10 protein-coding genes are annotated in these 14,305 nt (G+C 41.6%); 7 read left to right on the forward strand and 3 right to left on the reverse strand.

The window, feature by feature from the left end:
- Nucleotides 1–97: 97 nt before the first annotated feature.
- Nucleotides 98–1,744, reverse strand: coding sequence for a glucose-6-phosphate isomerase (gene pgi, locus NK987_RS01750; protein WP_258423355.1), 1,647 nt, complete (start codon nt 1,742–1,744; stop codon nt 98–100).
- Between the two features lie 163 nt (nt 1,745–1,907).
- On the opposite strand from pgi, the gene NK987_RS01755 reads away from it, so the two are divergent.
- Nucleotides 1,908–2,642, forward strand: coding sequence for an energy transducer TonB (locus NK987_RS01755; protein WP_259262475.1), 735 nt, complete (start codon nt 1,908–1,910; stop codon nt 2,640–2,642).
- Between the two features lie 82 nt (nt 2,643–2,724).
- Here NK987_RS01755 and fahA read toward each other — a convergent pair whose 3' ends face one another.
- Entirely contained in the window at nt 2,725–3,972 is a 1,248-nt protein-coding gene (gene fahA / locus NK987_RS01760; protein ID WP_259262906.1) for a fumarylacetoacetase, read from the reverse strand.
- A 243-nt stretch (nt 3,973–4,215) separates the two neighbouring features.
- On the opposite strand from fahA, the gene NK987_RS01765 reads away from it, so the two are divergent.
- From NK987_RS01765 to NK987_RS01790, 6 genes are all read left to right on the forward strand, one after another.
- Nucleotides 4,216–6,522, forward strand: coding sequence for a PSD1 and planctomycete cytochrome C domain-containing protein (locus tag NK987_RS01765; RefSeq protein WP_259262476.1), 2,307 nt, complete (start codon nt 4,216–4,218; stop codon nt 6,520–6,522).
- A gap of 1 nt (nt 6,523) precedes the next feature.
- Complete coding sequence (locus tag NK987_RS01770) at nt 6,524–7,975, forward strand: DUF1501 domain-containing protein (RefSeq protein ID WP_113924669.1); 1,452 nt, start codon at nt 6,524–6,526, stop codon at nt 7,973–7,975.
- 13 nt (nt 7,976–7,988) lie between these two features.
- Nucleotides 7,989–10,127 carry a chitobiase/beta-hexosaminidase C-terminal domain-containing protein gene (locus NK987_RS01775; RefSeq protein ID WP_259262477.1) on the forward strand — a complete coding sequence of 713 codons (2,139 nt, stop codon included), beginning with the start codon at nt 7,989–7,991 and terminating at the stop codon, nt 10,125–10,127.
- 1 nt (nt 10,128) lies between these two features.
- Nucleotides 10,129–10,863, forward strand: a complete 735-nt coding sequence (locus NK987_RS01780) for an SIS domain-containing protein (protein WP_259262478.1) — start codon at nt 10,129–10,131, stop codon at nt 10,861–10,863.
- A gap of 134 nt (nt 10,864–10,997) precedes the next feature.
- Complete coding sequence (locus NK987_RS01785; RefSeq protein ID WP_259262479.1) at nt 10,998–12,065, forward strand: zinc-binding metallopeptidase family protein; 1,068 nt, start codon at nt 10,998–11,000, stop codon at nt 12,063–12,065.
- A gap of 26 nt (nt 12,066–12,091) precedes the next feature.
- Nucleotides 12,092–13,093 carry a DUF1593 domain-containing protein gene (locus NK987_RS01790; RefSeq protein WP_259262480.1) on the forward strand — a complete coding sequence of 334 codons (1,002 nt, stop codon included), beginning with the start codon at nt 12,092–12,094 and terminating at the stop codon, nt 13,091–13,093.
- Nucleotide 13,094: 1 nt separating this feature from the next.
- Here NK987_RS01790 and NK987_RS01795 read toward each other — a convergent pair whose 3' ends face one another.
- Nucleotides 13,095–14,228, reverse strand: a complete 1,134-nt coding sequence (locus NK987_RS01795) for a DEAD/DEAH box helicase (RefSeq protein WP_259262481.1) — start codon at nt 14,226–14,228, stop codon at nt 13,095–13,097.
- Nucleotides 14,229–14,305 lie beyond the last annotated feature (77 nt).

Genomic DNA, 14,305 nt, shown 5'->3' on the forward strand with positions numbered 1-14,305 from the left:
TCAGGATGATTTCCTGTAAAAAAAAGACCTTCGAGGTTTGAAAAAACCTCAAAGGTCTTACATTTTTACTTCTTACTTCCAACTTCGTACTTCCTTCCTACCCTCTCATTTCTTTGTAAGCATTGATCAATCCGTTTGTGGATGCATCATGGCTGCTTACTTTATTTTCATTAACCAGTTCAAGCAAAATAGCATTGGCCAAAACTTTACCCAACTCCACTCCCCATTGGTCAAAGCTGTATATATTCCAAATCACTCCCTGCACAAAAATCTTGTGCTCATACATCGCTACTAACTGCCCCAAAGTGTAAGGTGTAAGCTGTTTTACCAAAATAGAATTGGTAGGTCGGTTTCCTTCAAAAACCCTGTGAGGAGCGATTTTGGCTATTTCCGCTTCAGGTTTTCCGGCTTTGGTCATTTCGGCAGTTACTTCCTCAAGGGTCTTCCCATTCATAAGGGCCTCAGTCTGTGCAAAGAAATTGGAGAGCAACTTCACATGATGGTCAGAAATGGGATTATGGGAAATCGCCGGAGCAATAAAATCACAGGGGATCAAATGTGTTCCCTGATGGATTAGCTGGTAAAAAGCGTGTTGACCGTTGGTTCCCGGTTCTCCCCAAATCACCGGTCCCGTGCTGTAATTGACCTTTTGGCCATCCCGAGTCACATATTTCCCATTGGATTCCATGTTTCCCTGTTGGAAATATGCGGCAAATCGGTGCATATATTGGTCATAAGGCAAGATTGCTTCAGAAGTCGCACCCAAGAAATTGGTATTCCACAATCCGATCAAAGCCAAGATCACCGGAATATTCTTGTCAAAATCAGTATTTCTAAAATGCAGGTCCATGCTGTGTGCACCGGCGAGCAATTTCTCGAAATTGTCAAATCCAATCGCACAGGCGATAGGCAATCCGATGGCTGACCAAAGAGAATACCTTCCTCCTACCCAATCCCAAAAAGCAAACATATTTTGAGGGTCGATTCCAAATTCGGTGACTGCTTTGGCATTGGTGGACAAGGCCACAAAATGCTTGGCAACTGCACTTTCAGCTTTGGCATGTTCCAAAAACCAATTCCTAGCTGAATGGGCATTGGTCATGGTTTCTTGAGTGGTGAAAGTTTTGGATGCGATAAAAAACAAGGTCGTCTCTGCGTCCACTTTCTTCAAAGTCTCCGCGATGTGTGTTCCGTCCACATTAGAAACAAAGAAAATCTCCAAGTCGGGGTTTTGGTAAGGTTTCAAAGCTTCAGTCACCATCACAGGACCCAAATCCGAGCCTCCGATTCCGATGTTGACAAGGGATTTGATGGGCTTGCCGGTATATCCCAACCATTTTCCACTCGAAATCTGGTCTGCAAAACCTTTCATTTGAGCCAAAACATCATTGATGTCAGGCATCACATCCTTTCCTTCAAAATAAACAGGGGAATTGGAACGGTTCCGCAATGCGGTATGTAATACGGCCCGGCCTTCGGTTCCGTTGATTTTTTCCCCTAAGTACATCGCTTCGATGGCTTTTTTCAGGCCTGTTTCTTTGGCAAGCTCAAGCAATTCAGAAAATATGTTATCGTCGAAACGGTTTTTGGAAAAGTCCACCAAGATATCTTCAAGCTTGATGGAGAATTTTTCGAAGCGGGAACTGTCAGCAAATAGATTTTTGATATGGGTATCCTTATTGGCATCAGCCAATTGTTGGAGTTTGGACCAAGCTTGTGTGGTGGTGGGATTGATATGATTCATCTCAAATAGGTTTTAAAAGATATGCGGTGCAAAAATAAGATTTAATATGAGGGGATGAAATGAAGTTTTGGTAAAGGAAGAATGTCCAATGGATAATAATTGGAAAAAATTTTTTCATTTCACCTTAAATGTTAATATTTAAAAACAATTTCATCAAATCACCATGGTAAAAAGCTGCTTCTTTTCCCTTATTTTCTGTTTCACTATTTCTAATGTATTCAGCCAAGAAAAAACTGTTTTGGATAAGGATTTTAATGAGTTAGGAAATTCCTCATCATCAGGCTTCTATTTTCGTGTTAACCCTCTTGATAAAAAAGAATTGAGTTTTACGATTTTGGACTCTTTGGAAAATGAAATCGGAAAAGAATCATGGAAAATCGATAAAAATTCAGGTTTAGTCAGTGAAAGAAAAATCGAACTTTTTTATCCTGGTGGAGCTTCCAAAGAAACATTAATCATTACTGAAAATAATAGAGAAATCACTTTTTTCCATGAAAACGGAATGAAAAAATCTGTTGAAAAACAAATTGCGGGAATGATCAGCTCAAGATCACATTTCAATGAGTTTGGAGAATTGGAATCAGTAGATAAAATCACAAAACCTGAAGCAAAAGGAGGAATCCAGGCTTGGAGCATGCATTTACGGAATAATTTAAAATATCCCAAAGCGGCTATCAATGCGGAAGCTGAAGGAAGAGTATTGGTAGAGTTTGATATAAACGTAACGGGGAAAGCCGAAAATGTCCAAATCAAAAATAAAGGAGAAAGCCATGCTTCCTTGGAAGATGAAGCCAAACGCATGGTAGAAACATTCAAAAATGGTTGGATTCCTTTGACTATCAATGGAATTCCCGAAAAGACCAAAATGACTATACCGATTGCTTTTAAAAGAGGATAATATTCATTTTATACTTGAATCAAAAAAAGCCTCCAAATTTACAAAGGAGGCTTTTTTAATTTTTCGATATTTCATTTTCTATTCACTTCGCCGGCAAAACTTTTCCCTCCACTTCCCCAAAACCAATCCGGATTCCATTTTTTTCGGCATAGCCTTTCATGATGACGGAATCTCCGTCTTGGATAAATTTGCGTTCGCCTCCTTCTTCCAGTATTACCGGTTTTGTTCCTTTCCATGAAAGTTCAAGCATGGAACCAAAGCTGTCTTCGGTCGGGCCCGAGATCGTTCCCGATGCCATCATGTCCCCGACATTGATATTACAGCCGTTGATAGTATGGTGGGCAAGCTGTTGGGCGATATTCCAATACATGTACTTGAAATTGGAAGTACAGACCTTGGTGGCTTTGAGTCCCTCGGGTTGGATCAAAACTTCAAGTTTGATATCAAAAGCATGGTCAGTTTTATATTGAAGATAAGGCAACACTTCCGGTTCCTGCTTTGGTCCTGCAAGCCTGAAGGTTTCCAATGCCTCCAAAGTCACGATCCAAGGAGAAATGCTTGATGCGAAATTTTTACCAAGGAAAGGGCCCAAAGGCACATATTCCCAAGCTTGAATATCCCGTGCCGACCAATCATTAAACAGCACCATACCAAAGATGTAATCTTCGGCATCTTCGGTGCTGACACTGTCGCCCATTTTCGTGGGTTTACCGATGATAAAAGCCATTTCCAATTCAAAATCCAATCTTTTGCTCGGCCCAAATTCAGGTTTCTCCATGTCCGGATCTTTGAACTGACCTTTGGGTCTGATGATAGGCGTACCGGAAGGCACTATAGAAGACGCTCTTCCATGGTATCCAACGGGCAGGTGTTTCCAATTGGGTAACAGCGCATTTTCAGGATCACGAAACATCTTTCCTACATTGGTCGCATGCTCGAGGCTGCTATAGAAATCGGTATAATCTCCGATTTTGACAGGAAGCAACATCTGTGCTTCACTCCTGCTAACGATGGCTTTTCCCCGACTCTGATGGTCGCGCAGTGCACCGTTTTCCTCTTTGAGCAGTTCCTGTACTTTTTCCCTGACCCTTTTGGTAGTGGACTTACCCAAAGCAATGAAGTCATTCAATGTATCTTTTTGGAAAACCCCGTGAGACATTTGCGTCATGTCGGAAAAAAAACCTTCCTCGTGCAATACTGCCAAGTCCACAATCTTGTCTCCGATAGCAATGCCTGCCCTCGGAGAAATCCTCTTGGTCTGAAATATCCCAAATGGCAGGTTATAAATGCTGAAATCTGAATCTTTTGGAATCTGTACCCAACTTTTCATTGGAATGGCCGATAATTCACTCATGCTTAAAAATTTGTTCTTGGGCTAAAGATAGAATTTAAACAGGGAACAAAAAATCAGAGAAAAATCAGGATATTAGAGAAAGCTTATTTAAAGCCGCAATTCTGATATCCATTTAATTTATTTATTCTGTCTATTTATAAAAATTTAGAATAAGAAATTGAAGTTTATTAATTTTTTTACGAAATTACTGACTCGAATAGAATAATGCCAAAGATAACCATGAAGTACCTCAGTCCCTTTCTCTTTCTGCTTCTCTACCTTTTTGTAGCTTGTAAACCAAACAATTCTTCCGAAGTGAGTTTTGGGGAAGGTGAGCAATTAAGTTATAACTTCCATATCCGACCGATACTTTCTGACAAGTGTTTTGCCTGTCATGGACCTGATGCCAATAAGCAGGAAGCAGGTTTGAGATTAGATCTTCCTGAAACAGCCTATGCTGCCTTGAAAGAAAGCCCCGGAAAGTATGCTATCATTCCCAATGACCTAAACGGTTCCCAGCTTTACCACAGGATAGTCAGCACTGATCCCAATGAACTGATGCCTCCGCCTGAGTCAAATCTTTCCCTGACTGAAAGTGAAATTGACTTGATCAAAAGATGGATCGAACAGGGGGCACAGTATGAACCACATTGGGCCTTTGTAAGTCCCAAAAAAGCCGAATTACCCAAAATCAAAGACAAAGAATGGCCTAGAAATGAAATAGACTATTTCACTTTGGCCAAAATGAACAAATTGGGCTTGGATCCAAATGATCAGGCAGAAAAGCACGAATTACTGAAAAGGGTAAGTCTTGACCTGACAGGTCTGCCTCCGACCCCTGAAATGATCAATGCCTTTGAAAAAGACGACAGCCCTGAAGCTTACGAAAAAGCTGTTGACAAAATCATGAACCTGCCCACATTTGGGGAGAAAATGGCTGTTCTTTGGATGGATATCTCCAGGTATTCGGATTCCTATGGCTATCAGGATGATAATATCCGAACCCAATGGCCTTATAGGGATTGGGTCATCCATGCCTTCAATAAAAACCTTCCCTACGACCAATTCATCACGTGGCAATTGGCAGGTGATATGCTTCCAAATGCAAACAAAGAACAGATTTTAGCCACAGCTTTCAACAGAAATCATAAATATACCGAAGAAGGAGGAGTAATTCCTGAGGAATACAGGGTGGAATATGTCCTAGACAAATCCAATACTTTTACCAAAGGAATCCTTGGAATTACCATGGAATGTGCTCAGTGCCACGACCATAAGTACGATCCGATTTCTCAGAAAAACTTCTACGAGATGTTTGCCTTCTTTAACAATACTCCCGAAAAAGGATATGAAGGTGACGTCTCCCAATCAAAACCGGCCAAAACTCCGATTCTTTGGATAGCAAGAGACGATATCAACGAACTCCTCACATTTATCAACCATCAGGATACAAGTAAACTGATGGTCTCTGTGATGGATGAATTGGATACCTTAAGAACTACTTATATTCTAAACCGGGGTTTATATGACGCCCGTACCACGCCAGTCACTCCAAATACGCCCGAAAGTATTTTTTCCTTTCCTGATGATCTGCCCAAAAACAGACTTGGACTTGCACAGTGGACTGTAGACAAAAACAACCCGCTTACTGCGAGGGTTTTTGTCAATCTGATGTGGCAGGAAATCTTCGGCGTGGGCATTGTCAAGTCTACGGGTGATTTTGGGATGCAGGGAGATCTCCCCTCCCATCCTGAACTCTTAGACTGGCTTGCTGTTGATTTCATGGAAAATGATTGGGATGTAAAGCGCCTGCTTAAAAAAATAATGACTTCGGCAACGTACATGCAGTCTTCGAAGGTTACCAAGAAGCATTTGAATACAGATCCTGACAATATTTATTTGGCTAGGTCACCTAGATTGAGATTGCCTGCCGAGAATATCAGGGATTTGGTTTTGGCGAGTTCGGGCCTGCTTGTACCTGAAATAGGTGGGCCAAGCGTGAAGCCTTATCAGCCTGAAGGGCTTTGGGAAGCAGCCACATCAGGGCGAGGAGAACTCAAAACCTACAAACAGGACAAAGGAGAAAAGCTTTACAGAAGAGGCCTTTACACCTTTATCAAGCTCACTTCACCACCTCCGATGCCGATCATATTTGATGGGTCAAACAGAGACCAATGTGAAGTCAACAGAGGAAGGACCAACACCCCGCTTCAGGCATTGGTCATGATGAATGATCCCTTGGTGATGGAAGCTTCACGGGTTTTGGCAAGTCAGTTGACCGAAAAAGAATCCGAGCCGGAAACAGCCATAGAAGAGGCTTTCAAGAGAATCCTTTGCAGGGCGCCAAATTCGAAGGAATTGGACATTCTTTCCGGTTATTTCGAAGAAGAATTGTCACGATTCAGCAAAGACCAGGCTTCCGCTGATGATTTATTCAGAGTGGGTGAATACCCGATCAAAGAGGAAAAAATAGCCCCAAACACCGCTGCCATGATGCAGGTAATCCTGGCGATGTATAACCTTGAAGAAGCAATAACCAAAATTTGAGATGGAAAAAGAACAATTTGAACACGGATTAAACGAGAACAGGAGAAAGTTTCTTTCAAAGGTCAGTTTGGGTTTGGGAAGTATTGCTTTGGGAAGTCTATTGATTCCTGATTTGTTCAAAGGCAAAAGCGGTGAAGATGCCTTGATGGAAGCTTTACCTCATTTTGCTCCGAAGGCAAAAAGAGTGATTTACCTTTTTCAAAACGGTGCACCGTCTCAGTTGGAGACATTTGATTACAAGCCATTGCTAAACCAACAGATCGGACAGGAACTACCCGACTCCATCCGGGCAGGTCAAAGATTGACAGGCATGACAGCTGGTCAAAGCTCTTTTCCGTTAGTAGGTTCTTTCTTCAAATTTAACCAATATGGTGAATCCCGCGCCTGGATTTCTGAGGCATTCCCCCATACCGCCAAAGTAGTGGATGACATCTGTATCATCAAGTCCATGCATACGGAAGCCATCAACCATGATCCTGCCTTGACATTCTTCCAGACAGGTGCACAAGTGGGCAACCGCCCAAGTATGGGAGCTTGGTTGAGTTATGGACTTGGAAGTGAAAACAGCAATCTTCCTTCTTTTTGTGTGCTTTTGAGCCGTGGAAAAGGAAACGGGCAAGGCGTATATTCCAAACTTTGGACCAATGGATTTTTGGATTCTGTCCATCAAGGAGTTCAATTTTCCGCTAGTGAAGATCCCGTCCTATATCTCAAAGATCCCAAAGGGATGAACCGGGAAGACAGAAGAAGGATGTTGGATAAGTTGGCCGAACTGAACAATATGAATTATGAGACTTTTGGTGATCCCGAAATCCAAGCCAAAGTCCAACAATATGAAATGGCTTTCCGCATGCAGACTGCTGTACCGGAAGTGACTGATATCAAGTCAGAACCTGATAGCATCATCAAACTTTATGGTCCGGACTGCTTGATACCGGGAACATACGCTGCCAACTGCCTTTTGGCTAGAAAACTTTCTGAAAACGGAGTCCGATTTGTACAGCTCTACCATCAGGGATGGGATGCCCATGACAACCTGCCCAATCAGATGGTCGGTCAGGCAAAGGATGTGGATCAGGCTTCAGCAGCGCTGATCACAGACCTGAAGCAAAGAGGCTTATTGGATGAAACGCTTGTGATTTGGGGTGGGGAATTTGGAAGAACAAACTACTGTCAGGGCAAAATCCAAGTGGATAACTATGGCCGTGACCACCATCCGAGGGCATTTTCCATTTGGATGGCCGGCGGCGGTGTCAAGTCAGGAATGGTCTATGGAGAAACAGATGAATTCGGATACAACATTGTAGAAAATCCGGTTCATGTCCATGATTTCCAAGCCACTATCCTGCATCTGATGGGGATAGATCATGAAAGGCTTACCTACAAACACTTGGGGAGAAGGTACAGGTTGACCGATGTACACGGTAAAGTAGTAAAAGATATTTTGGTTTAACAGTTTTAACAGTATGCCCAAAAGCCAAAAGATCTTCACGATTCTTGAAAATTCACTGATTGTCCTTCATGGATTGATTCTTATTCTTGTCATTGGACAAGATAATATCCAACTGCCGGCTTTCTTGGAAGTTGTCGGTAGGATGCACCCGCTTTTGCTCCATTTCCCCATAGTGATGCTGTTTTTGGCTGCTTTGCTGTTTTGGTTTCCTGATTCCTTGGGAGTCAATTCTAAGGTTGCCATGAAATGGATGTTGCTTTCAGCACTTTTCTTTACCGGAGTCACTGTTTTGGCGGGACTTTTTCTCAGTGTGGAAGACGGCTATGTCAAAGAGGATTTTGAAAACCACCAATGGACCGGCTTATTGGTATTTTGGCTCGGAACATTATGGTATTGGTTTTGGGTGAAAGACAAACTGAAAGTTGCCAAAGGTTTTTCAGTAGTTGTGTTGGCTTTGGTATTGGCAACAGGACATTTTGGAGCCTCATTGACACATGGAGAGGATTTTCTTTTTGAACCTTTGCAAAGCGAAATTGATGTTCCTCAGGTAAGTTTCGAGGAAGCTTTAGCCTACGACCATGTCATCAAACCCATCCTGCAACAAAAATGCATCAGTTGCCATAAAGCCGGAAAAGTCAAAGGTGAGCTAAGAATGGATGAGGTCGAATACATCCTGAAAGGCGGCGAAATGGGTCCTGCTGTGGATTTGGAAGATCTTGAAAATTCCCAGATTCTTGTCCATATCCTGATTCCTTTGGAGGAAGAATTCCATATGCCGCCTAAGGGAAAGCCGCAATTGACAGAAACAGAACTTGCATTGATCCAAAGCTGGATTTTGGATTCCGCCCATTTTGACAAAAAACTGACATCATACAATCCTGAAAGTGAATTTTTTGCATTGGCTAAGGAGAAGTTTACCTCCCAAGATTCTAAATCTTATTCCTTTGAAGCAGCAAGTGCCAAAACCATTGCCGGTCTGAACAATGATTATAGAAAAGTAGTAGCTACTTATCCTGATTCTCCCGGTCTAAGGGTTACATTTTTTGGAAAAAACCAGTTTGATCCCAACACAATTGATGACCTAAAAAAAGTCAAAGAACAGGTCGTAGAACTGAGTTTTCAAAACATGCCACTAAAGGATGAGGACATAAAAAAACTTTCAGATTACCCCAATCTTGAAATCCTTAACCTGAATTTCACAGGCATCGAGGGAAGCAATTTGGGAGACCTGGAAAATCTCAAAAACCTGAAGCACCTTTCCCTCAGCGGCAATCCCCTATCTGAAGTAGCATTTGAAAGCCTTAAAGATTTCAAACAACTGGAAAATCTCTATGTATGGACCAATAAAAACGCTGATGCCATCGCCGCCTTAAAAACCAACCTGCCGAATACAAAAATCGAGGGGGGATTTCAGGATAATGGCACTTTGTATCAATTGAATGCTCCACAAATAGAGTTTAAAAAGTCAATTTTCACAGACAAAGTAGACGTTACGCTCAAGCATCCTATCGGATCTGTGAAAATTTTCTACACCCTCGACAATACTTTGCCAGACAGCAGCAACCATCAGTTGTATTCAGGTCCAATAAGTTTAGATAAAAACACCACTTTGCGGGCGAGGGCTTTTGCTGAAGGATGGCTCGGAAGTACAGAAAAACAAGCTGTTTTTTTCAGGTCAAAAATTCAGCCTGACAGCTACAAACTTGCCTTCGAACCAAGCAAGTCATATAAAGGCTCAGGTGCCTTGACTTTATTTGACCTTGAAAAAGGAGATGAAGACTTTGGTACAGGAAAGTGGTTGGGCTTTCAGGATACTCCCTTTGAAATTCAAATGGATTTCAAATCCCCACAAAATATTCAAAATATTGCTTTCAGCACATTGGCAGCTGAGGGATCTCATATTTTCCCTCCCTCCAAGGTTGAAGTTTGGATCAAAACACAAAACACAGATTGGAAGTTGATTGATACACAAAAACCCAAGCAACCCACAGGAAACCGTGACAGGATGCTTCAGATGTATGAATCCAAAATCAACCAAAATGGTATTTTGGCCATCAAAGCAAAACTTACTCCTGTCAATCCTTTGCCCAAATGGCACCCGGGAGCGGGTGGCAAAGGTTGGGTATTCGTTGATGAAATTCTGATCAATTGATATGAAAGCTTATCAGCGGTATTTTGATCAGGTTCAATCCAAGCTAAAGATCGTCTTTAGCCAAAAAGAAAAAATCGAACAGGCAGCTGATTGGGTCGCCGATTGCCTGGCAAATGAAGGATTTATCTATACAAGCGGCACAGGACATTCCCATATTTTTGCCGAGGAGATTTTCTATAGGGCCGGAGGTTTTGCGCGTGTGGTAGCTATTTTGGATGAAGCTCTGATGCTCCACAAAAATGCTTCCTTCAGTACCGAAGTGGAAAGACAAGAAGGATATGCAGCAAGGCTTTTGGAGGGATTTCCCCTTTCAGAAAAAGATGTTTTTATCATTTCCTCCAACTCCGGCCGAAATACGGTAAGTATAGAAATGGCAATGATAGCAAAGGAAAAAGGAGCCAAAGTCATCGTCATTACCAACCTGAAACATACCCAATCAGTCAATTCACGACATCCTTCCGGCAAACGGCTTTTTGAAATCGCTGACTTGTATTTTGACAATGGCGGAGAAATCGGTGACGCTTCAGTGGCATTGGAAGGTTTGGATTTTAAGGTAGGGGCAACTTCCACCTCCGCAGGCGCGGTTATTTTGCAAAGTATCATGGTGCAGGCTTCCGAAAACTTGATTCAAAGAGGGATCGTCCCCGAAATTTTCAGCAGCTCTAATTCCGATGAGGGGGAAGAACATAATGAGTTCCTTATCCGGAAATACAAGGGAAAAATTAAAGGGTTGTAAACTTTCAGTTTGGGGAATTTACATTCGGATAAAAATCCATTTTCAATTAAATAAAAATTTACTTTTTAAGTTGAATTGAGTTAAATTCAATCATTCCTTTTTCGAAATAAAAACAACTTCTTTGCCAACACACCATGCAAATTTTTCAATGTGACAATTGTGGCCATCCAGTCTATTTTGATAACAATATTTGTCTTAAGTGTCATAACATCCTAGGATTTGATGCCAAAAACCTCAAAATGGTTTCTTTGCGGAGAAATGATACTGGAAACTTTATGGAAACTACTACGGCGAAAGGCTTCCATTTTTGCAAAAACCATGACCACGATGTTTGCAATTGGGTGATTTCAGATGAAGACACTTCCGAGGTCTGTATTGCTTGTTCCCTCAACCGGATTATCCCCGATATCTCCAGACCCGAATACCTAGAAAGGTGGAAAAAAATTGAATCGGCCAAGCACAGGTTGATTTACGCTCTGCTAAGATGGGATTTACCCATCCTTTCTAAAGCTATTGATTATGAAAAAGGCTTGGCTTTCAATTTCAAATCGGATTCTACCATGCCTGATGGGCTTCGAGTGATGACCGGGCATGCCAATGGTCTGATTACGATGAACATTGCCGAAGCAGATGATGTAGAAAGGGAGGTGGCTAGAAATAATATGGATGAGGTTTATAGGACAGTTTTGGGTCATTTCAGGCACGAAATCGGCCATTATTATTGGGAAAGGCTGATTTGGGGAACAGACAGGATAGATTCATTTCGGGCAAATTTTGGAGATGAAACTTACAGCTATCAGGAAGCCCTCAACCATTACTACAAATATGGTGCACCGGCAGACTGGAACCAAAACTTCATCAGTGCTTACGCCACGATGCATCCATGGGAAAGTTGGGCGGAAACATGGGCACATTACATGCATATCGTCGACACGTTGGAAACTGCTTACTTCTACGGGCTCTCCATCAATCCTAAAGTCCATGAAAGCATCTTGGTCAAAACAGCCAACATCACAGAAAATGCCTACTACTGTAGAAATTTTGAAACGATTTTCGACCAATGGCTGCCATTGTCATTTATGATGAACAGCATCAACAGGAGTATGGGATTACGGGATTTATATCCATTTGTGATCAACTTGAATGTCAAGGAAAAACTGAGGTATATCCATAATGTGATTCATGAAGCTACTTTGGATTAACCTTTATACTATAGAATAATAAGATCATGAAAGTTTTTAACTGTAGAAGATTTGGGTTGATGGCAAGTTTTAGAACATTCCTACTTCTGTTGTTTAGCTTTCTTTCAACTTATTCTTTATCCCAAAAATCATCTGAAAGTGATAGTCAAAAACCCCAAATAATTATCTCAACCGATATCGGGGGTGACGATCCTGACGACTATCAATCTATGGTTCACCTGCTAGTATATGCAGATCGGTTTGATATTTTGGGTTTGATTAGTTCTCCTCCGGGAAATGGCAGGATTTCCAATATCATGGAAAGTTTGGAAGCTTATGAAAAAGACTTCCCCAAATTGAAAGCAAAAAATACGGAATTCCCTACGCCTGAATATCTTAGAAGTATTACAAAACAAGGCGCTTTGGATATTCAACAATCTGAAATTCCTGAAAATGTGAGCGAGGGTGCCAAGTGGATCATTGAAAAAGTGAATGCATCAAATAGCCCCATTTATGTTTTGGTTTGGGGATCGATGACAGATGTGGCGCAGGCAGTTCATGTAGATCCTTCTATAAAAACCAAATTACGCATCTATTCGATTGGATCATGGAATACAGCTCAAGATCCGAAGTCCCGCGATTACCTTTTCAATAAACATCCTGATCTTTGGTGGATTGAAAATAATACAACCTTTAGGGGTATGTATATGGGTGGTGACCAAAGTGGGAATTTGGGTAACCAAACCTTTGTGGAAACATTTGTGAAGAATAACGGATATTTAGGGAAGCTTTATTGGGAGCAAAAACAAGACATCAAAATGGGCGATACGCCCTCCGTTCTTTACTTTTTAAAAGGAGATCCGGATAATCCAGAAGGAGAAAGTTGGGGAGGTTCATTTATTAAAACAGGTCATGGCCCAAATTATTGGACAGATAACCCCGGTCTTAAACTAATTGAAAATAACCGTCAAGGAGCCAAAACAGTCAATAGATTTCGTAAAGATTTTCTTTTGGATTGGGCTGAAAGGATGATGTGGTTGAAAGACTGAATTAAAAATCCAGATTCTTAGCATCAATCAACTCCACTCTCCTACCCATCTTTTTTTGAATCACCTTGAAGTGATGCTCTTCCTCTTCTGAGATCAAAGAAATAGCTTCCCCTTCCGCGCCTGCACGTCCTGTCCTGCCTATCCTGTGGATATAATCTTTTGGGGACCTTGGCAGTTCATAGTTGACAACGAAAGGCAAAAACTTGATATCTATTCCCCTTGAGGCCAAATCAGTTGCAACGAGAACCCGGAGCTTTCCATTTTTGAATTTTGTCAAAGCATCTGTCCTTGCGCCTTGGCTTTTATCTCCGTGAAAAGACACAGCCTCGATTCCGTTTTTATTGAGCTTTCCTGCAACATTGTCCGCGGTCCGGATCGAGGAAGTAAATACCAATACCTGATTCCAATTCCCTGATTTGATCAGGTGGCGTAAGAGTGGTCCTTTATATTCCATGGGTACCAAATAAGCTGATTGGGCGATCAATTCAGGAGCAATCCCTTCGACTTCCACAGAAATCTTCTCAGGATTATGCAGGATTCGGTTGATGAGTTCCTCCACTGTTTCTTCCATGGTGGCTGAAAAAAGGATGTTTTGCCTCTTTTTGGGTAATTTGGACAGAATTTCGTCCACTTCCTCTTTGAATCCCAAATTCAATATTTTATCTGCTTCATCCAAAACCAAAACTTTCACAGCAGATAGAGAAATGGAATTTTTATCCACCAAATCCAACAACCTTCCAGGCGTGGCAACGACTACTTCTGTTCCAAATAAATTTCTCATTTGGGGATTGGAAGAAACACCACCAAAAACCGCCATGGTTTTTATTTTCCGAGGTAAAAAATTGCTAAACACCTTGATCACTTCCTCCACCTGCGTAGCCAATTCTCTGGTAGGTACCAAAATCAATACAGGGATATTCCGTGTTTTGACATATTCGGTCTGCTGTAATTGCTGCAAAATAGGCAGCACATAAGCAGCTGTTTTACCCGAACCTGTCGGAGCAATCCCCAAGATGTCCTTTCCTTTCAAAATAGCAGGAATGGCTTCGATCTGAATCGGATATGGACTTTCGTATTTTGCCTTCTTGATGGCATCAAGTAAGCTGACTGAAAGTCCGAGGGAAGAAAAATCCATGTTTAATTGTTTTTTTGATAAAGGTAGGCTTAAAAACCTTTCCATTTAAAGATAAATTGAGACCCTTCTGTTACAAT

It is taken from the genome of Aquiflexum gelatinilyticum, assembly GCF_024813435.1.
GTDB lineage: Bacteria > Bacteroidota > Bacteroidia > Cytophagales > Cyclobacteriaceae > Cognataquiflexum > Cognataquiflexum gelatinilyticum.

Coding starts and splice junctions, on each gene's coding strand:
- NK987_RS01770 (WP_113924669.1), top strand. CDS start 6,524: ATGGAAAAAGAACAATTTGAACACGGATTAAACGAGAACAGGAGAAAG.
- NK987_RS01765 (WP_259262476.1), top strand. CDS start 4,216: ATGAAGTACCTCAGTCCCTTTCTCTTTCTGCTTCTCTACCTTTTTGTA.
- pgi (WP_258423355.1), bottom strand. CDS start 1,744: ATGAATCATATCAATCCCACCACCACACAAGCTTGGTCCAAACTCCAA.
- NK987_RS01790 (WP_259262480.1), top strand. CDS start 12,092: ATGAAAGTTTTTAACTGTAGAAGATTTGGGTTGATGGCAAGTTTTAGA.
- NK987_RS01795 (WP_259262481.1), bottom strand. CDS start 14,228: ATGGATTTTTCTTCCCTCGGACTTTCAGTCAGCTTACTTGATGCCATC.
- fahA (WP_259262906.1), bottom strand. CDS start 3,972: ATGAAAAGTTGGGTACAGATTCCAAAAGATTCAGATTTCAGCATTTAT.
- NK987_RS01785 (WP_259262479.1), top strand. CDS start 10,998: ATGCAAATTTTTCAATGTGACAATTGTGGCCATCCAGTCTATTTTGAT.
- NK987_RS01755 (WP_259262475.1), top strand. CDS start 1,908: ATGGTAAAAAGCTGCTTCTTTTCCCTTATTTTCTGTTTCACTATTTCT.
- NK987_RS01775 (WP_259262477.1), top strand. CDS start 7,989: ATGCCCAAAAGCCAAAAGATCTTCACGATTCTTGAAAATTCACTGATT.
- NK987_RS01780 (WP_259262478.1), top strand. CDS start 10,129: ATGAAAGCTTATCAGCGGTATTTTGATCAGGTTCAATCCAAGCTAAAG.